General features: G+C 62.5%; 20 protein-coding genes and 1 tRNA gene. 5 read left to right on the plus strand and 16 right to left on the minus strand.

What is annotated here, in order from left to right; all coding sequences use genetic code 11:
* Positions 1–43: 43 nt before the first annotated feature.
* The gene (locus CIT25_RS14775) at positions 44–1,672 is read right to left on the minus strand and encodes a DNA alkylation response protein (protein WP_095485563.1); all 1,629 of its coding nucleotides are present in this window, start codon (positions 1,670–1,672) and stop codon (positions 44–46) included.
* Between the two features lie 177 nt (positions 1,673–1,849).
* Between CIT25_RS14775 and CIT25_RS14780 the strand changes: the two genes are divergently transcribed.
* From CIT25_RS14780 to dprA, 4 genes are all read left to right on the plus strand, one after another.
* Positions 1,850–2,809, plus strand: a complete 960-nt coding sequence (locus CIT25_RS14780) for an aspartate carbamoyltransferase catalytic subunit (RefSeq protein WP_095485279.1) — start codon at positions 1,850–1,852, stop codon at positions 2,807–2,809.
* The gene (locus tag CIT25_RS14785) at positions 2,809–4,095 is read left to right on the plus strand and encodes a dihydroorotase (protein ID WP_095485280.1); all 1,287 of its coding nucleotides are present in this window, start codon (positions 2,809–2,811) and stop codon (positions 4,093–4,095) included. The genes CIT25_RS14780 and CIT25_RS14785 overlap by 1 nt, the downstream gene beginning before the upstream one ends.
* A 173-nt stretch (positions 4,096–4,268) precedes the next feature.
* Entirely contained in the window at positions 4,269–4,856 is a 588-nt protein-coding gene (gene plsY / locus CIT25_RS14790; RefSeq protein ID WP_095485281.1) for a glycerol-3-phosphate 1-O-acyltransferase PlsY, read from the plus strand.
* Positions 4,853–5,989, plus strand: a complete 1,137-nt coding sequence (gene dprA, locus CIT25_RS14795) for a DNA-processing protein DprA (RefSeq protein WP_095485282.1) — start codon at positions 4,853–4,855, stop codon at positions 5,987–5,989. The genes plsY and dprA overlap by 4 nt, the downstream gene beginning before the upstream one ends.
* Before the next feature lie 129 nt (positions 5,990–6,118).
* Here the strand turns inward: dprA and CIT25_RS14800 are convergent.
* Positions 6,119–6,194 (minus strand) — tRNA-Lys (locus tag CIT25_RS14800).
* A gap of 296 nt (positions 6,195–6,490) precedes the next feature.
* On the opposite strand from CIT25_RS14800, the gene CIT25_RS14805 reads away from it, so the two are divergent.
* On the plus strand, positions 6,491–6,967 hold the full coding sequence (locus CIT25_RS14805; protein ID WP_095485564.1) for a BA14K family protein: 477 nt from the start codon (positions 6,491–6,493) through the stop codon (positions 6,965–6,967).
* Between the two features lie 89 nt (positions 6,968–7,056).
* Here CIT25_RS14805 and glpK read toward each other — a convergent pair whose 3' ends face one another.
* The 14 genes from glpK to CIT25_RS14875 all read right to left on the minus strand — a co-directional run bounded on the left by glpK (position 7,057) and on the right by CIT25_RS14875 (position 22,716).
* A complete protein-coding gene (gene glpK, locus CIT25_RS14810; RefSeq protein WP_095485565.1) occupies positions 7,057–8,550 on the minus strand; it encodes a glycerol kinase GlpK in 1,494 nt (497 codons plus the stop codon).
* 89 nt (positions 8,551–8,639) lie between these two features.
* Complete coding sequence (locus CIT25_RS14815; protein WP_095485283.1) at positions 8,640–10,364, minus strand: ABC transporter substrate-binding protein; 1,725 nt, start codon at positions 10,362–10,364, stop codon at positions 8,640–8,642.
* 77 nt (positions 10,365–10,441) lie between these two features.
* Complete coding sequence (locus tag CIT25_RS14820; RefSeq protein ID WP_164547197.1) at positions 10,442–10,723, minus strand: DUF2160 domain-containing protein; 282 nt, start codon at positions 10,721–10,723, stop codon at positions 10,442–10,444.
* A 67-nt stretch (positions 10,724–10,790) separates the two neighbouring features.
* On the minus strand, positions 10,791–11,669 hold the full coding sequence (locus tag CIT25_RS14825; protein WP_370453272.1) for a carbohydrate ABC transporter permease: 879 nt from the start codon (positions 11,667–11,669) through the stop codon (positions 10,791–10,793).
* A gap of 43 nt (positions 11,670–11,712) precedes the next feature.
* Positions 11,713–12,579, minus strand: coding sequence for a carbohydrate ABC transporter permease (locus CIT25_RS14830; protein ID WP_095485285.1), 867 nt, complete (start codon positions 12,577–12,579; stop codon positions 11,713–11,715).
* Between the two features lie 2 nt (positions 12,580–12,581).
* A complete protein-coding gene (locus CIT25_RS14835; protein WP_095485286.1) occupies positions 12,582–13,652 on the minus strand; it encodes an ABC transporter ATP-binding protein in 1,071 nt (356 codons plus the stop codon).
* Positions 13,653–13,665: 13 nt separating this feature from the next.
* A complete protein-coding gene (locus tag CIT25_RS14840) occupies positions 13,666–14,748 on the minus strand; it encodes an ABC transporter ATP-binding protein (RefSeq protein ID WP_095485287.1) in 1,083 nt (360 codons plus the stop codon).
* 39 nt (positions 14,749–14,787) lie between these two features.
* Complete coding sequence (gene glpD, locus CIT25_RS14845) at positions 14,788–16,314, minus strand: glycerol-3-phosphate dehydrogenase (RefSeq protein WP_095485288.1); 1,527 nt, start codon at positions 16,312–16,314, stop codon at positions 14,788–14,790.
* 126 nt (positions 16,315–16,440) lie between these two features.
* Complete coding sequence (locus CIT25_RS14850) at positions 16,441–17,208, minus strand: DeoR/GlpR family DNA-binding transcription regulator (RefSeq protein WP_095485289.1); 768 nt, start codon at positions 17,206–17,208, stop codon at positions 16,441–16,443.
* A 130-nt stretch (positions 17,209–17,338) separates the two neighbouring features.
* Positions 17,339–18,751, minus strand: coding sequence for a pyridoxal phosphate-dependent decarboxylase family protein (locus CIT25_RS14855; protein ID WP_095485290.1), 1,413 nt, complete (start codon positions 18,749–18,751; stop codon positions 17,339–17,341).
* Between the two features lie 24 nt (positions 18,752–18,775).
* Positions 18,776–19,507, minus strand: a complete 732-nt coding sequence (locus CIT25_RS14860; protein ID WP_095485291.1) for a proteasome-type protease — start codon at positions 19,505–19,507, stop codon at positions 18,776–18,778.
* 31 nt (positions 19,508–19,538) lie between these two features.
* Positions 19,539–20,333 (minus strand): transglutaminase family protein, encoded by a 795-nt coding sequence (locus CIT25_RS14865; protein WP_095485292.1) that lies wholly within the window; start codon positions 20,331–20,333, stop codon positions 19,539–19,541.
* A gap of 7 nt (positions 20,334–20,340) precedes the next feature.
* Complete coding sequence (locus CIT25_RS14870; protein WP_095485293.1) at positions 20,341–21,282, minus strand: alpha-E domain-containing protein; 942 nt, start codon at positions 21,280–21,282, stop codon at positions 20,341–20,343.
* 21 nt (positions 21,283–21,303) lie between these two features.
* Positions 21,304–22,716, minus strand: a complete 1,413-nt coding sequence (locus CIT25_RS14875) for a circularly permuted type 2 ATP-grasp protein (RefSeq protein ID WP_167391060.1) — start codon at positions 22,714–22,716, stop codon at positions 21,304–21,306.
* Between the last annotated feature and the right edge of the window lie 6 nt (positions 22,717–22,722).

The following is a 22,722-nucleotide window of genomic DNA, read 5'->3' on the forward strand; positions in this document are numbered from 1 at the left end:
ACAGAGCGGCGATCGACGAGGAAAATCCGTCCCCGAAGCCTTCTCAGGTGACCGGCGGATAGAGCGTGTCGATGATCATGCGCGCGTCATGGCGCGAATCGAGCATGCCATAGGTGTTGCGCCACTGGCCGGCGAGGCGCGTCTCGACGAAGGCGTCGGCGATCCGCCCTGCCCCCAGCCTGCGAAGCTCCGCCGCTGCCGCCGACAGTGCCAGTTGTTCGGTGAGCAGACGAGCCGAGCCCTCATCGGTTGCCGCGACCTGCATTGCCGCCTTGAGCACACCGACGGTGCCGCGTCCGCCGGCGCCGAGATCGCGGTCGATGCCGGCCAGCACCTCCTCGAACAGGCCGGGCGCACGCCCCAGCACGCGCAGCACGTCGAGCGCCATGACGTTGCCGGACCCCTCCCAGATCGCGTTGACCGGAGCTTCGCGATAGTAGCGGGCGAGCGGCCCCTCCTCGACATAGCCGTTGCCGCCGAGGCACTCCATCGCTTCATAGAGCAGCGGCGGCGCGATCTTGCAAACCCAGTATTTGACGACCGGCGTCATGGCGCGCGCGAAGGCCGCCTCGCCACGGTCGCCGGCCGCCTCGTCGAAGGAGCGCGCCAGCCGGAACGACAGTGCGGTGGCGGCAGCAACGTCGAGCGCCATGTCGGCCAGCACGCGCTGCATCAGCGGCTGCTCGATCAGATTGGTCCCAAACACCTGGCGGTGACGGGCGTGGTGGACGGCCTCGGCCAGCCCGGCACGCATGATCGCCGACGAGGCGATCGCGCAGTCGAGCCGGGTCAGCGTCACCATGTCCATGATCGTCTTCACACCCGCCCCGGGCTCGCCGATCATCTCGCCGATGGCGTTGACGAACTCCACTTCCGACGAGGCGTTGGAGCGGTTGCCGAGCTTGTCCTTCAGCCGCTGGAAGCGGAAGCCGTTGCCCGAACCATCGCCGAGAATACGAGGAACGAGGAAGCACGAAAGCCCTTCCGGCGCCTGTCCAAGTACCAGGAATGCATCCGACATCGGCGCCGACATGAACCATTTGTGGCCGGTCAGCCGATAGAAGCCGCTGCCGGCGCGCTCGGCCCGGGTGACGTTGGCGCGGACGTCGGTGCCGCCTTGCTTCTCGGTCATGCCCATGCCGAGCGTCAGCCCGGCCTTTTCGACCGGCGGCTTCTGGCTCTGGTCGTATTTGCGTGTCGTCACGCGCGGCGCCCATTCGCGAAACAGCTTCGGGCTTGCCATCAGCGCTGCCAGCGATGCGCTGGTCATGGTGATGGGACAGAGATGCCCGGTTTCGAGCTCGGCCGTCAGGTAGAAACGGGCGGCGCGCACCTGATGACGGCGGCCGATCTCGGCGTCGCCATTTTCCCATACCGACGAATGCAGCCCGTTCGCCACCGACCGGCGCATCAGCGCATGATAGGCTGGATGGAACTCGACCAGGTCGATGCGCCGGCCCTGCCGGTCATGGGTTCTGAGCTTCGGCGTCTCGACATTGGCGAGGCGGGCCAGCTCCTGCGCCTCCTGCGTCAGCACGAAACGGCCGAGCCCATCGAGATCCTTGCGCACCGGATCGGAAAAACGCTCGGCAAGCTGGATCAGCAACGGATCGCCCCGCCAGGCGTTGCCGCCTGCCAGCGGCGGCGGCTGGTTCGTCACGTCGTCGGTCACGCCCAATCCTTCTATCGGCAGAAAGGCCTTATCATCACAAGGCCACGAATCCGAAGCCATCAGCTAGATATAGCCCAAGCCGCGCAACGCGCGCGACGAAAATACCGGGGAGAAAGGCCGCAATCCAAAGCTGGTGCTTGCAGCCAAAGGTCCTCCACCCTATAGCAGCGCCTTGAGATGACCGACGCTTCGTCCCTGCCACTCTATCCCCACCGCCATCTTCTGGGCATCCGCGATCTTTCCCCCGCCGACATCGAGCTTTTGCTGGACCGGGCGGACCGAGCGGTCGCGATCTCGCGGCAGTCGGAGAAGAAGACCTCGACGCTGCGCGGCCGCACCCAGATCAACCTTTTCTACGAAGCGTCGACCCGCACGCAATCATCGTTCGAGCTGGCGGGAAAACGGCTCGGCGCCGACGTCATGAACATGTCGGTGGCCAGTTCTTCGGTGAAGAAGGGCGAGACGCTGATCGACACGGCGATGACGCTGAATGCCATGCGCCCAGACATACTGATCATCCGCCACCAGTCGGCCGGGGCTGCGGCGCTGCTGGCGCAAAAGGTCGGCTGCTCGGTGATCAATGCCGGCGACGGCGCCCATGAGCATCCGACGCAGGCGCTGCTCGACGCGCTGACCATCCGCCGCGCCAGGGGTCCGCTGTCGAAGCTGATCGTGGCGATCTGCGGCGATATCCTGCATTCGCGCGTGGCGCGCTCCAACATCATGCTGCTCAACGCGCTCGGCGCCCAGGTCCGCGTCGTGGCGCCGTCGACGCTTCTGCCCGCCGGCATCGAGAAAATGGGCGTGATCGTCACTCGTTCGATGGCCGAAGGGCTCAAGGACGCGGATGTGGTGATGATGCTGCGCCTGCAGCGCGAGCGGATGGAAGGCGCCTTCGTGCCTTCGGTGCGGGAATATTTCCGCTATTTCGGCCTCGATGCCGAGAAGCTGAAGGCGGCCAAGGACGGCGCTCTGGTCATGCATCCCGGCCCCATGAACCGCGGCGTCGAGATCGCCTCGGAAATCGCCGACGGTCCGCAGAGCGTCATCCAGGAACAGGTGGAGATGGGCGTTGCCGTGCGCATGGCGGTGATGGAAGCGCTGCTCGATCCTCGCCGCAATCGCGAGGTTGCATGATGAGCACGACGGTCTTCAGCCAGGCCCGCATCGTCGACCCATCGCGCGGCATCGATGAGGTCGGCACGGTCATTGTCGAAGGCCGCAAGATCGTCGCTGCCGGCAAGGCCGCCTTGAACCAGGGCGCTCCGCAAGACGCTACGGTCATCGACTGCGCCGGCAAGGCTGTTATCCCCGGCCTGATCGATGCGTGCGTCTTCATCGGCGAGCCCGGCGGCGAGCACCGCGAAACCATCGCCTCGGCCAGCGTCGCTGCGGCCGCCGGCGGCGTCACTTCCATCGTCATGATGCCCGACACCGACCCAGTGATCGACAATGTCGCGCTGGTCGAATTCGTGCTGCGTACCGCCAAGGACACGGCCATCGTCAACATTTTTCCGGCTGCGGCGATCACCAAGGGCCTCGAAGGCCGCGAGATGACCGAATTCGGCCTGCTGCGCGAGGCCGGCGCGGTCGCCTTCACCGACGGACGGCACACCATATCAAGCGCGCTGGTGATGCGCCGCGCGCTGACTTACGCGCGCGATTTCGGCGGCGTGATCGCCCATGAAACCCAAGACGCCGACCTCGCTTCGTCCGGCGTCATGAATGAAGGCCTCTATGCCAGCTGGCTCGGCCTTGCCGGCATCCCGCGCGAGGCCGAGTCCATTCCGCTGGAGCGCGATCTGGCGTTGGCGCGGCTGACCGGCGGCGCCTATCACGCGGCCAAGATTTCGACGGCGATGGCGGCAAACGCGGTAACGCGGGCGAAAGCCGACGGCGCGAATGTCACATCAGGCGTCTCAATCCACAACCTGTCGCTCAACGAGAACGATGTCGGCGAATACCGCACCTTCTTCCGGCTGACGCCGCCGCTGCGCGCCGAGGAAGACCGGCTGGCGATGATCGAGGCGGTCAAGGACGGCACGATCGACCTCATCGTCTCCTCGCATGACCCGCAGGACGTCGATACCAAGCGCCTGCCCTTTGCCGATGCCGCGGCCGGCGCCATCGGGCTCGAAACGCTGCTGGGCGCGGCGCTGCGGCTCTATCACAATGGCGACGTGACACTACTTAGATTGATTGAGACCTTGTCCACCGCGCCGGCAAGGCTGTTCGGCCTGCCCGGCGGCACGCTGAAGCCGGGCACTGTCGCCGATCTTGCGCTGATCGATCTCGACGAACCGTGGATCGTCAGCGAAAGCGGAATCCGTTCACGCTCGAAAAACACCTGTTTCGAAGGCGCGCGGCTGCAGGGCAAGGTCTTGCAAACAATGGTGGCGGGCCGCACAGTGTTTTCAGCCTAGGGAGTGTCGATATTCAGGTGATGCCGGCCTGCGAACGGCGGTTTTCTGCGCTTCCGGTACTCACGTACCCAAAAGTACGCTGCGTTCCGGTTCTCGGAAACCACCATTCTCGACTCGGCCTGACCTGAATCTCGACACTCCCTAAAGCCGGCAGTTGGAGTTCAGGGGGAACAATGGCTTACGACATCGTCTTGGCGCTGGTGTTCGGCTATCTGCTTGGCTCGATCCCTTTCGGGCTTCTGATCACCCGCGCCGCCGGCCTTGGCGACGTCCGCAACATCGGCTCCGGCAATATCGGCGCTACCAATGTGCTGCGCACCGGCAACAAGGGCCTGGCCGCCGCCACGCTGTTGCTCGACGCGCTGAAAGGCACGGCGGCTGTGCTGATCGCCGGTCACTTTGCACCGGAGCTCGGGCCTTGGGCCGGCCTTGGCGCCTTTCTCGGCCATCTCTTTCCGGTCTGGCTCGGCTTCAAGGGCGGCAAGGGTGTCGCCACCTATCTCGGCGTGCTGATCGCCCTTGCCTGGCAGGTGGCGCTGATCTTCGCCGTCGTCTGGCTGGCCGTTGCTTTCCTATTCCGTTTCTCCTCGCTGGCGGCGCTGACGGCAGCAGTCGTCGTGCCGATCGCGCTCTATGTCCTCAGCACGCCTGAGATTGCCGGGCTGTTCGCGCTGATGAGCCTGATCGTCATCATAAAACACCGGGCCAATATCGCGCGGCTGCTGGCCGGCACCGAGGGCAAGATCGGGACCAAAGAGTGAGCCAGCGCGCCGCCGGGCCGCGGCTCAGCGACAGGCAGCGGTTGAGCTGGCTTCGTTTGATCCGCACGCCGAATGTCGGCCCGGCCACCTTTCGCGACCTGATCAACCGCTTCGGCTCGGCCGAGACGGCGCTCGAGATGCTCCCCGAGCTGATGATTTCGGGCGGCGCCAGAAAGATCGTCCGCATCCCGTCGATTGCCGAGGCCGAGGCGGAGCTGGAAGCAGCCCGCCGGGCCGGCGCCCGCTTCGTCGGGATTGGCGAGGCCGACTATCCGCCGCTGATGAAGAGCATGGACCATCCGCCGCCGCTGCTCGCGGTCAAGGGCGAAGGCGCGGTGTTCCGGCTGCCGGCAATCGCCATCGTCGGCGCCCGCAACGCTTCGCTGGCCGGCATCAAGATGGCGCGAACGCTCGCCGCCGAACTCGGCCGCGACGGCTACGGCATCGTCTCCGGCCTGGCGCGCGGCATCGACACGGCAGCACATCAAGGCAGCCTTGCGTCAGGCACGATCGGTGTGCTGGCCGGCGGCCTCGACCTGCCCTACCCGCCTGAGAATGCCGGACTATGCAACGAGATTGCCGAGCGCGGCGGCGCCATCATTTCGGAGATGCCGTTCGGCTGGCGGCCACGCGCCCAGGATTTTCCGCGCCGCAACCGCCTTGTCGCCGGCGCAGCATTGGGGCTGGTCGTGGTCGAGGCGGCGCACCGCTCCGGCTCGCTGATCAGCGCCAGGCTTGCCGGCGAGATGGGCCGGCTGGTCTTCGCCGTCCCCGGCTCGCCGCTCGATCCGCGTGCCGCCGGCACCAACGCCTTGCTCAAGGACGGCGCCACCCTGGTCACCGAGGCATCGGACGTTACCAGTGCGATCGCGCCGCTGGTCGGCGCACCGGCACCAAGGACGGCGCCGCTTGGCGAGCCGCCCGACTTTTCGGCAACGCCACCGCCCGGCGAGGACGACCGCGCCCGCGTCATCGAAGCCCTCGGCCCGACGCCGGTGGCGATCGACGAGATCATCCGCCACACCGGCCTGCATCCCGCTCAGGTTTTCATGGTGCTGCTGGAACTCGACCTCGCCGGCCGCCTGGAGCGCCACGCCGGCGGGAACGTGTCGCTGGTTTTTGGGGATATTTAGCAGGGTCGGTAGCCGGAAGCATCGCGTGATTGCGAGAAAATGTTCTCGCATGGCCTCGCATTTTCTCGCACGTTCCGGCGCTGTTCCAGACGCTAAAGCGCTAACTTACTGATTTCTCGCACGAAACAATGGTGAGCGCGCAGGGATTCGAACCCTGGACCTACTGATTAAAAGTCAGTTGCTCTACCGGCTGAGCTACGCGCTCCCGCGGGCTCAGAATGCCGCCCTCGAAATTGCGCGGAACATAGGGAGAGTGCCTCGACCGGTCAACCGGAAAAAGAGGGCGCGCAAGTCGGGCTTTTCCACGCACTTGCAGCGCCTCGCACATCGCGTCAGCAAAGGGCGGAACGGCCTTTGACAGACAAGCCCAATACCGGCTTTTCGTCGAGGCCGAGCAGGAGAGAGAACGTTACAGATCAGCAGCTTGCTACTTTGACGGAACAATTGCGCAGCCTGCCCGTTTTTGTCGCTACAAGGGACGACGCTTTCAAGGAGAAGATCATGAACAGGATCATGTCGGGCCTGCTGGCGACCGCGTTGTCAGCGTCATTCGCTGTAGCGGAGATCGTGCCCGTCAACGCCCAGCCCACCTACGTGCCGCTTGGTCAGAACGTTTCGTCGGATGTCCAGACTGTCGACCACAGGCGGTGGAGGCGTAGTTTCAACCGCGATCGCGATTTTTCCCGCCGCGATTTTCGTCGTGGTTTCGCGCGTGACGACGGCAGGTATTGGCGCGGCCATCGCGGTTATCGCTATTATCGTCGCGGCTATCGCCGTCACGGCGACTTCTGGTTCCCGTTGGCTGCCTTTGCGACCGGCGCGCTGATCACCGGTGCGATCGTCAACCAGAACCGCCGCGTCTATCGAGGCGATTCGCACGTGGAGTGGTGCTACAGCCGCTACAGATCTTACCGGGCATATGACAACACGTACCAGCCTTACTATGGCCCGCGCCGGCAGTGCATCTCGCCCTATTGATAAAGCTCGGGCGGAGCTGAGTAAGAGTTATTGAAGAGCCTGCGCCGGCAACGGCGCGGGCTTCCGTGGTGACATCTTGCTCGAAGAACTTATTGCACGCTCAGCGTCCTGCGCACAGCATCGCGCCAGCCCGCCAGCTTGGCGGAACGGGCGGACGCATTCATCTCCGGCTTGAACCGCCGCTCGAGCGCCCAGCTCTTGGCGAAGTCTCTCGCCTTCGGCCAGACGCCCGCCTTAGAGCCGGCCAGCCATGCCGCGCCGAGCGCCGTCGTCTCCAGGATCGTCGGGCGGTCTACCGGCGCATCGAGGATGTCGGCAAGCCGCTGCATGGTCCAGTCCGAGGCCACCATGCCACCATCGACCCTGAGAACGGTCTTTACTGACGCGCCCTTCCAGTCCTTGCGCATCGCGTCGAGCAGGTCGCGGGTCTGGAAAGCCACAGATTCCAGTGCGGCGCGGGCAAATTCCGCCGGGCCCGAATTGCGGGTCAGCCCGAAGATGGCGCCGCGCGCTTCGGCATCCCAGTGCGGCGCGCCAAGCCCGACAAAAGCCGGCACCAGATAGACTTCCTGCGTCGGGTCGGCGCCCGCCGCCAGCATGCCGCTCTGCTCCGCCTTGCCGATCACCTTGATGCCGTCGCGCAGCCACTGCACGGCTGCACCGGCGATGAAGATCGACCCTTCCAGAGCATAAGTGGTCTTTCCGTTCAGCCTGTAGGCAATGGTCGTCAACAACCGGTTCTTCGAGCGCACCAGATCGCTTCCGGTGTTGAGCAGCGCGAAGCACCCCGTGCCATAGGTGGATTTCATCATGCCCGGCTCGAAACAGGCCTGGCCGATGGCCGCTGCGTGCTGATCGCCAGCCACGCCGAGGATTTTTATCTCTGCGCCGAACAGGCTTTCCTCTGTGATTCCATAGTCGTCAGCGCAATCCTTCACCTGCGGCAGCATTTTTGCCGGTATGCCGAGAATCGCCAGAAGCTCGTCGTCCCAGGTATTCTTTTCGATGTTGTAGACCAGCGTGCGCGAGGCATTGGTGGCGTCGGTGGCGTGAACCTTGCCGCCGGTCAGCCGCCAGATCAGAAAGCTGTCGATCGTGCCGGCCAGCAATTCGCCCTTCTCGGCACGTTTTCTGGCACCCTTCACCTTGTCCAGCATCCAGGCGATCTTGGTGCCGGAGAAGTAGGGATCGAGCAGCAAGCCGGTCTTTCTGGTGAACTTCTTCTCCAGCCCCTGCTTCTTCAATTTCTGGCACAGCGGCGCGGTGCGGCGATCCTGCCAGACAATCGCGTTGTGGATCGGCTTGCCGGTCGCCCTGTCCCAGATGACGACGGTCTCGCGCTGGTTGGTGATGCCGATCGCCGCGACATCCGACGCATGGCGGCCGGCGCTCTTCAGCGCAGCCTTCACCGTCGCCACGACGCTCGACCAGATCTCCTCGGGATCATGCTCGACCCAGCCGGAGGCCGGATAATGCTGGGTGAATTCCTTCTGCCCGCTGCCCACCATCTTCATCTCACGGTCGAACAGGATCGCCCGGCTCGATGTCGTTCCCTGGTCGATTGCAAGGATAAAGCTGTTCATTTCCATTCCCCTCGGCGCAAACAGGGGAGACGGCAAGATGCCGCCTCCCCCGATTGTCGCGATGCGGGCGCGAACGCCCGGATCGATGCTCAGTTGCTCCAGCTCTTGACCAGCTCGTCGTAGTTGATGGTCTGCGCCTTATCCTTCTCCGGCTCGATCTTCAGCTGCGGCGCGAGATTGCCCTTGGCGACGGCATCGGCGTTCCACTCTTCGAGGGTCTTTTCCTCGGCGAGTTTCGGTCCGATGTCGCCCTGCACGCCGGCGCGCTCAAGGCGCTCAAGCACCTTTTCCTGCTCGGCGCAGAGCGAGTCCATCGCCTCCTGCGGGGTTTTGGCACCCGACGAAGCATCGCCGATCGCCTGCCACCAGAGCTGTGCCAGCTTCGGATAGTCAGGAACGTTCGTACCCGTCGGCGACCACTGGACGCGGGCCGGCGAGCGGTAGAACTCGATCAGGCCGCCGAGCTTCGGGGCGCGGTCCGTGAAGCTCTTGTGCTGGATCGTGCTCTCGCGGATCAGCGTCAGGCCAACGTGGCTTTTCTTCACGTCGACTGTCTTCGAGGTGACGAACTGCGCGTAGAGCCAGGCTGCCTTGGCGCGATCGTCAGGCGTCGACTTGAGAAGCGTCCAGGAACCCACGTCCTGGTAGCCGAGCTTCATGCCGTCCTTCCAGTAGACGCCGTGCGGCGACGGAGCGAAGCGCCATTTCGGCGTACCGTCCTCGTTCACGACGGGAAGGCCGTCCTTCACCATGTCGGCGGTGAAGGCCGTGTACATGAACATCTGCTGGGCAATTTCGCCCTGCGCCGGTACCGGTCCGGATTCCGAGAAGGTCATGCCCTGGGCCGCGGCCGGAGCGTAGGCCTTCATCCAGTCGAGATATTTCTGGATGGCATAGACCGACGCCGGACCGTTGGTGTCGCCGCCCCGAGCCACGCAGGAGCCGACAGGCCGCGACTTCTCGTCGACCTTGATGCCCCATTCGTCGACCGGAAGACCGTTCGGCAGTCCCTTGTCGCCATTGCCGGCCATCGAAAGCCAGGCATCGGTGAAGCGCCAGCCGAGCGAAGGATCCTTCTTGCCGTAGTCCATGTGGCCGTAGACCTTCTTGCCGTCGATCTCGCGCCCGGTGAAGAATTCGGCGATATCCTCATAGGCTGACCAGTTGACCGGCACGCCGAGGTCGTAGCCGTACTTCGCCTTGAAGTCCGCCTTGTTCTTCTCGTCGTTGAACCAGTCGTAGCGGAACCAGTAGAGGTTCGCGAACTGCTGGTCGGGCAGCTGATAAAGATCGCCGTCCGGAGCCGTCGTGAACTTGGTGCCGATGAAGTCTGCGAGGTCGAGGTTCGGGTTGGTGACGTCCTTGCCCTCGTTCGCCATCCAGTCGGTCAGGCTGCGCGCCTGCTGGTAGCGCCAATGGGTGCCTATCAGGTCGGAGTCGTTGACATAGGCGTCGTAGACGTTTTCGCCCGACTGCATCTGCGTTTGCAGCTTCTCGACGACATCGCCTTCGCCGATCAGATCATGGGTGATCTTGATGCCCGTAATGTCGGCGAACGCCTTGGCCAGCGTCTTCGATTCATACTCGTGCGTCGTGATGGTTTCCGAGACGACCTTGATGTCCATGCCCGCAAAGGGTTTTGCAGCATCGATGAACCATTGCATCTCGGCTTCCTGGGCAGCGCGATCGAGCGTCGACATGTCCTTGATCTCGGCGTCGAGAAACGCCTTGGCTTCGTCCATCCCGGCATAGGCGTTGCCTGCCCCGAGCAATAGGACAAGCGCTGTCGTTGATGTCAAAAATTGCCGTCTCATGTGTTTCCTCCACTGTTTCAGTTTCAAGTGCGATCGGAGCAGCCGCCGGCACGCGGCCGCTCCAACAGTTTCCCCCTCTATACGTAGCGGAACACGCCAATGGCGTAGACCACGGAGAGAGCGAGAGCCCACCACAGGTTGGGTCCGACAAGACCCAGCCAAGCGAGATGGATAAAGGCGCTGCCAAGCAGCGATAGGAAGAGACGGTCGCCGCGCGTCGTCTCGAACCGCAGCACGCCAACCCGCGGATTGCCGCCCGGCGAGGCGTATTCCCAGATCGCCATGCCGCAGAGCAGCACCAGGATCGTGATGAAAAAGATCGCCGTCGGTAGCGTCCATGCCATCCAGGTAAGGTTCATGGTCATACCCTCCCCAAGGCAAAGCCTTTGGCGATGGTGTTGCGTATGAACTCTTGCGTTCGTTTCATCACACCCTCCCCAGGGCAAAGCCTTTGGCGATGTAGTTGCGGACGAACCAGATCACGAGCGCGCCTGGAAGGATGGTGAGCACGCCGGCGGCGGCCAGAACGCCCCAGTCGAGGCCCGAGGCCGAGACCGTGCGCGTCATGATCGCGGCGATCGGCTTGGCGGCGGTCGTGGTCAACGTTCGTGCGATCAGCAGCTCGACCCACGAGAACATGAAGCAGAAGAAGCAGGCCACGCCTACACCGCTCGCGATCAGCGGCATGAATATCCTGAGGAAGAAACGCGGGAAGGAATAGCCGTCAATATAGGCGGTCTCGTCGATTTCCTTCGGCACGCCCGACATGAAGCCTTCGAGAATCCAGACCGCCAGCGGGACGTTGAATAGGCAGTGCGCCAGCGCCACCGCGATATGCGTGTCGATCAGGCCAAATGCCGAATAAAGCTGGAAGAACGGCAGCGCGAACACCGCCGGTGGAGCCATGCGGTTGGTCAAGAGCCAGAAAAACAGGTGCTTGTCGCCAAGGAAGCGGTAGCGCGAGAAGGCATAGGCTGCCGGAAGCGCCACGGCGACGGAAATCACCGTGTTCATAACCACATAGATGATCGAGTTGATGTAACCCTTGTACCAGGACGGGTCGGTGAAGATCACCATGTAATTGGCGATCGTCGGGTTTCTCGGCCACAGCGAGAAGGCGCCGAGTATCTCCTGGTTGGTCTTGAAGCTCATATTGACCAGCCAGTAGATCGGCAGCATCAGGAAGATGATGTAGATGGTCGGCACCAGCCACCAGAACCGCGACTCCTCGCCCCGTCGCCGCATCTTGCGGGCCAGCGTGGCGTTCGCTATCTGCGCTTCCGCGCTAGCGGGGGTTTGCCGCATCAGCGTTCGTCCGTCGGCCGTGCTTTCCTCGAGTCGCGCCATCTCACTGCTCCGCGTCGTAGGCTGTCATGACGGTGTAGAACACCCAGGACAGGAGCATGATGATCAAGAAATAGACGATCGACATGGCCGCTGCCTCACCGAGGTTGAACTCTCCGATGGCCAGCTTCACCAGATCGATCGACAGGAAAGTGGTGGTGTTGCCGGGCCCGCCGCCGGTGACGACGAACGGCTCGGTGTAGATCATGAAACTATCCATGAAGCGCAGCAGAACCGCGATCAGCAGCACGCGGTTCATCTTCGGCAGCTGGATATAGCGGAAGATCGCCCAGCGCGACGCACCGTCGATCTTGGCCGCCTGGTAATAGGCGTCGGGGATCGAGACCAATCCCGCGTAGCAGAGCAAGACCACGAGGCTCGTCCAGTGCCAGACGTCCATGACGATAACGGTGATCCAGGCGTCGAACGGGTCGTTGACATAGTTGTAGTTGAAGCCGAGCGCCCGCAGCGTATATCCGAGCAGGCCGATATCGACGCGGCCGAACACTTGCCAGATCGTGCCGACGACGTTCCAAGGAATGAGCAGCGGCAGCGCCATCAGCACCAGGCAGACCGGAACGCCCCAGCCCTTCTTCGGCATGTTGAGCGCAATGAAGATGCCGAGCGGAATCTCGATGATCAGGATGATGGCCGAGAAGGCCAGGTTGCGGGCCATCGCTTCCCAAAAACGGTCGGAATGCAGGATTTCCTCGAACCATTCCGAGCCCGCCCAGAAGAAGACGTTGTTGCCGAAAGTGTCCTGCACCGAATAATTCACGACCGTCATCAGCGGGATGATCGCCGAGAAAGCCACCAGCAAGAGCACCGGCAGCACCATGAACCAGGCCTTGTTGTTCCAGGTCCTTTCCATGCTCAGCCTCCCATCTCGACGCGCCAGGAATCGGCATAGATGTTGATGCCGTCCGGGTCGAAAGCGATCTTCGGATCGGCGGGAATGTCCTCATCCTCGCCGACGATCGCCGCGATGTCGCGGCCTTCGAAACTGGCCCGCACCACCTTGTGGCGGCCGATATCCTCGACCTTTCGGATTGAAACCGGCATGCCGGTAGCGCCAAGCCTGACATATTCGGGGCGGATACCAAGTTCGATCACGCCTGAGGTTCCAGCCTTGGGCGCGCCCGGCAATTCGATCGTCTGGCTGCCGAGCCGCGCGCTCCTGCCTTCGACCGCGACCGGCATGACGTTCATGCCCGGCGAGCCGATGAAATAGCCGACGAATGTATGCTTGGGGCGCTCGAACAATTCGGCCGGAGAGCCGATCTGCACGATCTCGCCCTCATACATGACGACGACGTTCTCGGCGAAGGTGAGCGCCTCGGTCTGGTCGTGCGTGACATACACCATGGTGAAACCAAAGCGCCTGTGCAGCTGCTTCAGCTGCGAGCGCAGCACCCACTTCATATGCGGGTCGATGACGGTCAGCGGCTCGTCGAACAGGATCGCGTTGACATCGGAACGCACCAGCCCGCGCCCGAGCGAGATCTTCTGTTTCTGGTCGGCAGTCAGCCCCCTCGCCTTTCTCCGGGCCATGTCGGCCAATCCCGTCATTTCCAGCGTCTCGCGCACCTTGCGATCGACGTCGGGTTCCGGAACGCCGCGGTTGCGCAGCGGGAAGGCCAGATTATCATAGACGGTCATGGTGTCGTAGATGACCGGGAACTGGAACACCTGCGCGATGTTGCGCTCCTGCGTCGACAGATTGGTCACATCCTTGCCGTCGAACAGAAGCTCGCCATGCGACGGGTACAACAGCCCGGAAATGATGTTGAGCAGCGTGGTCTTGCCGCAGCCCGACGGCCCCAGCAGCGCATAGGCGCCGCCATCCTCGAAAGCGTGATGCACCTCCTTCAGCGCATAGTCCTTGTCCGACTTCGGATGCGGCCCGTAGGCGTGGCGGATGTGGTTGCAGTCGATGCGCGCCATGTGCCCTCCTCCCTCAAGCCGCCAGCATCTGTGGCGGCGCGGCCGAGCGGCCGTTCGCGTCGAAAACCATGATGTGCCGCGGATCGATGAACACCTCGATGGTCTGGTCCGGCTCAAACACCAGGATGCCGTGCTCCAGCATCACCCAGCGGACATCGGCGAAGTCGAGATGCACAAAGCTCTCCGAACCGGTGATCTCGGTGACCGAGACCTTGGCTCTCACCGGAACCGCTGACGGGCTCGGCCGAGTAAGAGAGAGATGGTGGGGCTGGAAGCCGATCGTGTAACTCGTATCGGCAATACCGGCGAGCTCAGCCGGCACCGGGAGGTTCACCCCACCATCAAGAAGGAAGCTCGAGCCGCTCTTCTTCAGCACAATCGTGTTGAGCGGCGGATCCGCGAAAGTCTTGGCCGTGACGAGGTCGTTCGGCCTGCGAAAGACGTCGATCGTGGGGCCGAACTGAGTGATGCGGCCTTCGGAAAGCGTCGCCGTGTTGCCGCCGAGCAGCAAAGCTTCGTGCGGCTCCGTCGTGGCGTAGACGAAGATGGTGCCGCTCGCCGCGAAGATTTTCGGCAATTCCGCACGCAGCTCCTCGCGCAGTTTGTAATCGAGATTGGCGAGCGGCTCGTCGAGCAGCACGAGGCTGGCGTTCTTGACGATGGCGCGGGCCAGCGCGGTGCGCTGCTGCTGGCCGCCCGAGAGGCTGAGCGGCGTGCGGTCGAGAAAGGGCGTCAGCTTGAGCAGGGCTGCAGCATTGCGCACCTCCTTGTCGATCTTTGCCCGCTCGGTCCCGGCCACCCTCAGCGGCGAGGCGATGTTCTCGTAAACGGTCATCGCCGGATAGTTGATGAACTGCTGGTAGACCATGGCGACGTTGCGCTTCTGCACCGGGATACCGGTGACATCCTTGCCGTCGAACCAGACCGAACCGGATGTCGGAACATCAAGGCCGGCCATCAGCCGCATCAGGCTGGTCTTGCCGGAGAGCGTCGGTCCGAGAAGGACGTTGAGCGAGCCGTGCTGAAGCGTCAGGGACACGTCGCGTATATGCTCCGTCGCGCCGACCGTCTTCGTCACGTTTCTCAGTTCCAGCATGATGCCTCCTCCCAGGCTTTCTGCATCAGTCAGACCCCACTATTCGGCAGCCGCGACATGGCGCCGGCTTATCCCGCGCATGAATTCGTCGAGCGCTGCCGCCTGCTCGCGGCCCAGATGCAGGCCGCGCTTGGTCCTGCGCCACAATACATCTTCGGCCGTCATCGCCCATTCATTTTGAACGAGGTACCGCACCTCGGCCTCGTAGAGATCGGCGCCGAAGTTCCGGCCAAGGTCGGCATTCGATCTGGCGAGGCCCAGCAGCATCCTTGCGCGAGTCCCGTAAAGCCGGGTCAGGCGGCGCGCCAGGCGCGCGTCGAGGAACGGATAGGCCGTTTTCAGTTTCGCCACTTCGGCATCGAAGCCGCTCGCCGGGAAATCGCCGCCCGGAAGCGGCGCGTTTGCCGTCCACGGCTTGCCGCGCTTGCCGAGAAAACCCTCGATTTTCTCGAGCATCGATTCCGACAGTCGGCGATAAGTGGTGATCTTGCCGCCAAAAGTGTTGACGATCGGTGCCGTGCCCTCGCCGCCGTCGGCTTTCAGCACATAGTCGCGGGTCGCTTCCTGCGCCTTGGAGGCGCCGTCGTCATAAAGCGGGCGCACGGCGGAATAAGTCCAGACGATGTCCGAACGCTTGACCGGTTTCGCGAAATATTCGCTCGCCGCAGCACAGAGGTAATCGATCTCTGCGTCGCTGATCTTCACGCCATGCGGGTCGCCAGGATAGTCCTGGTCGGTGGTGCCGATCAGCGTGAACTCTTCCTCGTAGGGAATCGCGAAAATAATGCGGCCGTCCTTGTTCTGAAAGAAATAGGCGCGCGGATCGTCGAACTTCTTGCCGATGACGATATGACTGCCCTGTACCAGCCGGACATTGTGCACGTCGTTCAAGCCGACCGTGGCGGACAGCACATGGTCGACCCATGGGCCGGCGGCGTTGACCAAAAGCCGCGCCTTGACCTCCTCGGTGTCCCCGGTCTGCGTGTTTTCCAGCCTAACCGTCCAAAGCGCGCCTTCACGGCGTGCGCCGATGACTTTCGTGCGGGTTCGGATCGTTGCGCCGCGATCGGCAGCGTCGCGGGCGTTCAACGCCACCAATCGCGCATCGTTGACCCAGCCGTCGGAATACTCGAAGGCCTTGCGAAACAACGGCTTCAATGGCTTGCCGGCCGGGTCCCTTGCCATGTCCAGCGTCTTGGTCGCCGGCAGCAACTTGCGTCCGCCAATGTGGTCGTAAAGGAAAAGGCCGAGCCTGATCAGCCAGGCCGGGCGCAGACCCTTGGCATAGGGCAGCACGAAGCGCATCGGCCAGATGATGTGCGGCGCGTTCTTCCACAGAATCTCGCGCTCCATCAGCGCCTCGCGCACCAGGCGGAACTCATAGAACTCGAGGTAGCGCAAGCCGCCATGGATCAGTTTGGTCGAGCCGGAGGAGGTTCCGCTGGCCAGATCGTTCATTTCGGCAAGGAAGACCGAAAAGCCGCGCCCAACCGCATCGCGGGCAATGCCGCAGCCGTTGATACCGCCACCGATGACGAAGATGTCATGGATCGGGGGTGCGTCCACAAAAGTCCTCCCGGATTTCGCATTGCAGCATTTTTAGGTTTTTACGAAACCGTGACGGGATTATTTCGAAATGAGAACGAATGTCAAACGAAATATAAACGGCGACAATTGCCGCAACGGCACCCTTTAGGAGAGCGACGTTTCGATCAGTTGAACCTCTGCCTCCTGGCAGATTTTGCGCACCGACGGGATGTCGCAGCGGTCTGTGATGAAGGTGTTGACCTGCGACAGATGACCGATGCGGACCGGCGCCGTCCGCTCGAATTTGGTCTGGTCGGAGACGAGTATGACATGCCTTGCATTGGCGATGATCGCCTGCGCCACCTTCACTTCACGAAAATCGAAATCGAGCAGCGCACCGTCATGGTCGATCGCCGAGGCGCCGATCACCGCGTAGTCGACCTTGAACTGCCTGATGAAATCGACCGCCGCCTCGCCGACCACGCCGCCGTCGGAACCACGCACGACGCCGCCGGCGATCACCACCTCGATCGAAGGATATATGCGCATCCTGTTGGCAACATTGATGTTATTGGTGATGACCATCAGGCCGCTGTGATCAAGAAGCGCCTTGCTGACCGACTCCGTCGTCGTGCCGATATTGATGAACAGCGAGGCATTGTCCGGGATCAGCCTGGCTGCGGCGCGACCGATCGCCTCCTTCTCGTCGGCGGCGATCTTGCGCCGCGCTTCATATTCCATGTTTTCGATGCCGGACGGGAACAGCGCCCCGCCATGAATGCGCGACAGCAGCCGCTGGTCGCACAGATCGTTGAGATCCTTGCGGATGGTCTGCGGCGTCACGTTGAAATGCGTTGCCAGATCGTCGACCAGCACGCGGCCATGGTCCTTGGCCATCTGGATGATTTCGGAATGACGCGGCGACAGGTACATTGGGGAAGCTCCCGTTTTCGTTTTTCTTGTCTATAGAGGAAAACGAAAGCGATGAAAAGGCATAAGCCGGCTAACGAAATCACATGCGTCCAAAGACAAACCTCGGCGCAACTTTGCCGACCAATTCAACTCAACCCAGACCGCGGGCGATTTCGGTGACGACTTCGAAAGCGGTGTCGACATCCGCCGCCGTCGTATCGAACTGGCCGACCTGAAAGCGGATCGCCACCTGTCCGCCCACCCGTGTCTGGGTCAGGTAGATGCGGCCATCGTTGTTGATCGCGTTGACCAGCCGCAGATTGTGTTCGTCCGAATCGATTCCCGCCGCAGCCAGATGCCGGAACGAGAACAACGACAGCATCGGTTCCGTGACGATCTCGAAATCCGGTTCCCCGGCCAGCCGCTCGGCAAGGCCTTCGCTCCAGGCGACATGGTTGCGGATCATGCTCCGGAGATTTTCCAGCCCGTGGGCGCGTAGCAGGAACCATAGTTTCAGTGCGCGAAAGCGCCGCCCGAGCGGCACCGACCATTCGGAATAGTTGATGATGCCGTCGCGCCCGTGCGTCTTCAGGTAATCCGGCTTGATGGCGAGCGTCCGCACCAGGTCTTCCGGCCGGCGGATAAACTGGACCGAGCAGTCGAATTGCGCACCCAGCCATTTGTGCGGGTTGAAGACGATAGAATCCGCGTGCTCCACGCCCGCCCAGAAATGCCGGTATTCCGGACATATCATCGCCGAACCGGCCCAGGCGGCATCGACATGCACATAGAGCCCCTGCCGTTTCGCCACCGCGGCGACTTCGGCGATGTCATCGGTGCCGCCGGTGCTGGTGCCGCCGACACAAGCAATGATGCCGGCCGGCAGCATGCCCGCCTCCCGGTCGGCGACGATCACCGCTTCCAGGGCTGCGACATCCATGGCGCGAAAGCGGCCGGAAACCGGAACACGCACGAGATTGTCCTCGCCGATGCCCGATACCCAGATCGCCCGGTCGATGGAGGTATGGACTTGGTCGGAAGAATAAACGCGCAATATCGGCTGGCCATGCAGGCCCTTCAGGTTGCCCTGCCAATCGAGCGCGCGCTCGCGCATGGTCAACACGGCGGCAAGCGTAGCCGACGATGCCGAATCCTGCATAACGCCGGAAAACCCTTCCGGCAGGCCAAGCGCCTGACGCATCCAATCGACGACGCGCGTCTCGAGTTCGGTCGCTGCCGGCGAGGTCTGCCAGAGCATGCATTGCGCGGCCATCACCGAGACCAGATATTCGGCCACCACCGAAACCGGTGCGGCGTTGGCCGGGAAATAGGCGAAGAAGCGCGGATGCTGCCAATGCGTCATGCCCGGCAGGATTTTTTGCTCGAAGTCGGCGAAGATCTCATCCATCGGCTCCGCCGCTTCAGGCGGCGAAGTCTCTACGCTCCTGAAGATGTCACCCGGCTCGACCAGCGGCCGCACCGGCCTTTCGCGCAGCGAGTTGCGATAGTCGGCGCCCCAATCGGCAGCGCGCCTCGACCATTGCCGGAAATCGTCATTGTTCATCGCACCCTCCGGAAGACTGGCCGTCTACTCAGGAAAATCAGGCAAGCTCGCAAAGGCGGTCTTTAGCGCGTTCGACCAGCCGTCCGAGATGGTGCGGTAGTATTGATCGTCCTGGGCTATCCGCTTCTTCAGGCTGACCTTGTAGGCGTCCTTTTCGTAGAATAGCAGGTCGAGCGGCAGACCGACCGACAGGTTCGATTTCAGCGTCGAGTCGAACGAGACCAGCAGTAGCTTCACCGTCTCGGCGAAACTCATCGTCTTTTCATAGGCGCGGATGATGATCGGCTTGCCGTATTTGGTCTCGCCGATCTGGAAAAACGGCGTGTCGTCGGTCGATTCGATGAAATTGCCTTCCGGATAGATCATGAACAGCCGCGGCGCGCTGCCCTTGATCTGGCCGCCGAGGATGAAGGAGGCATTGAAATAGGAATCCGCCCTGTCGCCGGTTGGTGACGAACTGGCGATGACTTCCTTGACGGTGTCGCCGACCATCCGCACCGTCTGGTACATGGAGGGCGTTTCGAGCAGTGTCGCGTGGCGATCGCCAACTGCCTTGGTGCGCTCGTCGAGCAGGCTGACGACCGCCTGCGTCGTCGCCAGATTGCCGGCCGACATCAGCACGATGACGCGCTCGCCCGGTTCCTCCCAGACATGCATCTTCTTGAAGGTCGAGATCGAATCCATGCCGGCATTGGTGCGCGTGTCGGACATGAACACGAGCCCGCGATCGATCTTCAGGCCGACGCAATAGGTCATCGAATCTCTTTGGCAGCAATCTTGCCGGGGATTACTGCTCTACCGTGACGGTGACCGCAAGCTGTTCTTCCGCTTGTCCCAGCCGAATTCCCGATACGGGCGTGGCGTCGCGGTAATCACGGCCGGTCGCCACCTTTACATAGCGTTCGTCGGGCGAAATGCCGTTGGCGACGTCGAACGCGACCCAGCCCAGGCCCGCAACATGCGCCTCGGCCCAGGCATGGCTTGCCGCCTGCTCGACCGCAGCATCCATCATCAGATAGCCGCTGACGTAGCGGGCCGGAAACCCCATGGCGCGCGCGGCGGCGGCAAAGATGTGGCTGTGGTCCTGGCAGACGCCGGTCTTGAGCGCCAGAGCGTCCTCGGCCGGGGTCGTCGCGTTGGTAGTGCCTGGCGTATAGGCGACACGCTCGCCGATCACGGCCATCAGCCGGTGCAACCTTTCGATATCGGTCCCCTCGCCGACCGACGCCGCGAGTTCGCGAATGCCGCTGCCGATCGTGGTCAACGGCGTTTCATGGCCAAACAGCCAGAGCGGCGCGAAGCCCTGATGTGGCCCGGAGACGCCCGATGTGTCGCGTGTCACCACCTCGCCTGATGCCTCGACGGTGATGAAATCGCGCTCGCCTTCGACGCTCAACAGTCGCGTGTCGTTGCCGAAATGGTCGCTGAAGCGCACTTCCTCGCGAGCCCCTTCGATCTTCAGCGACCAGGACAAGACGGTCTGCGTCGATCCGCTGACCGGAAGCAGCCGCAGCCGCTGCAGCAGATAATGCACCGGCGCATCGTAGCGGTATTCGGTCCGGTGGGTGATCTTCAACCGCATGGCTTCCTCAATAGAATCGATAGTCCTGCGCGATCTCGTCGCCGAGCCTGATGTTGTCGCGGATGAAATTCGCCAGGAATTCATGCAGGCCGGCGTCGAATATGTCCTTGATCGAGCCGGCCGCCAGCATGGCCTGGGTCTTGCCGGCTGTCGCATGACAGGCATGGCGCTCGCCATAATCGTCGCCCAGGAATCTGAGATGCTCCGTCAGGAAACGGTAGCAGAAGGTCAGCGAGCGCGGCATGCGAACGTTGAGGATCAGATAGTCGGCGATGTTGCTCGGCTTGTAGTCGGCCTCGTAGACCCAGCGATAGGAGCGATGCGCCGACACCGAGCGCAGGATCGATTCCCACTGGTAATTGTCGAGCGTGGAGCCGACCCACGAGATCGACGGCAACAGCACGTAGTATTTCACATCCAGGATGCGTGCCGTGTTGTCGGCGCGTTCGACATAGGTGCCGAGCTGCGAGAAATCGAAGATCTCATTGCGCAGCATGGTGCCGTAGAACGAGCCGCGGATCAGGGCCGTCTCGCGCTTGATCGCGTCGAGCACACTGGGCAGGTCGCGCTCGTCGATCGGCCTGGCCAGCATCCGCTTAAGCGACATCCAGGCTTCGTTGATGCTTTCCCAAGTTTCGCGCGTCAGCGCGGTGCGCACCATGCGGGCATTGTTGCGAGCCGTCTCGATCGACGCCATCGTGCTCGACGGGTTGGATGTGTCGCGCAGCAGGAAATCGGCGACGTTGGCGGCGGTATAGTCGGAATATTTCTGCGTGAAGGCAGCATCCGAGCCGGCGCTGAGCAGCACCGAATTCCACTCTTCGGAGGCATTCTGGGTGCGGGTCAGCGCCATGCGCAGCCCGGCATCGACCAGCCGCGCCATGTTTTCCGCCCGCTCGATATAGCGGTTCATCCAGTAGAGCCCGTTGGCGGTGCGGCCTAAAAGCATCAAAAAACCTTCAAGTGAAAATTAATCATCGAGCACCCACGTATCCTTGGTGCCGCCGCCCTGCGATGAGTTGACCACCAGCGAGCCTTCCTTGAGCGCCACGCGCGTCAGCCCGCCCGGCACGATCTGGATGCGGTCGGAAACCAGCACATAGGGCCTGAGATCGACATGGCGCGGCGCCAGTCCTTTGTCGGTCAGGATCGGACAGGTCGACAGCGCCAGTGTCGGCTGGGCGATGTAGTTCGACGGTTTTGCCGCGAGTTTCTTGGAAAAATCCTCGCATTCCTTCTTGGTCGCCGCCGGCCCCACCAGCATGCCGTAGCCGCCGGACCCGTGAACTTCCTTCACCACCAGCTCATGGATGTGTTCGAGCACATATTTCAGGCTGTCCGGCTCCGAGCAGCGCCAGGTCGGGATGTTGCCGAGGATCGCCTTGCGGCCGGTGTAGAATTCGACGATCTCGGGCATGTAGGAATAGATCGCCTTGTCGTCGGCGATGCCGGTTCCCGGCGCATTGGCGATGGTGATGTTGCCGGCGCGGTAGACATCCATGATGCCCGGCACGCCAAGTACCGAGTCCGGACGGAAGGTCAGCGGATCGAGGAAAGAATCATCGACCCTTCGATAAAGCACGTCGATCTGCTTGTAGCCTTCGGTCGTGCGCATCGCGACATGGCCGTCGACGACGCGCAGATCCTGTCCCTCGACAAGCTGCACGCCCATCTGATCGGCAAGGAAGGCATGCTCGAAATAGGCGGAGTTGAAGCTGCCAGGCGTCAGCACGGCGATGGTCGGCGCGCCCTTGGTGCTTTGCGGCCGCACCGCTGCCAGCGACTGGCGCAAGAGCTGCGGATAGTTTTCCACCGGCCGCACCTTGATCTGCTGGAACAGCTCGGGAAAGAGCTGCATCATCGTCTCGCGGTTCTCCAGCATGTAGGAGACGCCGGACGGCGTGCGCGCATTGTCCTCCAGCACGTAGAACTCGTTCTCGCTGATGCGCACGATATCGACGCCGATGATATGGGTGTAGACGCCCGCCGGCGGCCGCACTCCGATCATCTCCGGCAGGAACGCCTCGTTCTTGGCGATCAATTCCTTGGGGACGCGCCCGGCGCGCAAGATCTCCTGGCGGTGGTAGATATCGTCGAGGAAGGCGTTCAGCGCCTGGACGCGCTGCTCGATGCCTTGCGTCAGCCGTCGCCATTCATTGCCGGATATGATGCGCGGAACGATATCGAAGGGAATCAGGCGTTCGGAGGCTTCCTGCTCGCCATAGACGGCAAAGGTGATGCCGGTCTTGCGAAAGACGCGTTCGGCGTCCTGCATCTTTTCAGTAAGCCTGGCCGGATCCTGCTCCTTCAGCCAGCGATCGTAAGCCGAATACGGTTTTCTCAATCCGGAGATTTCCGGAAGCATTTCGTCGAACGCTGCCAATCGCAT

The organism is Mesorhizobium mediterraneum (genome assembly GCF_002284565.1).
Taxonomy (GTDB): domain Bacteria; phylum Pseudomonadota; class Alphaproteobacteria; order Rhizobiales; family Rhizobiaceae; genus Mesorhizobium; species Mesorhizobium mediterraneum.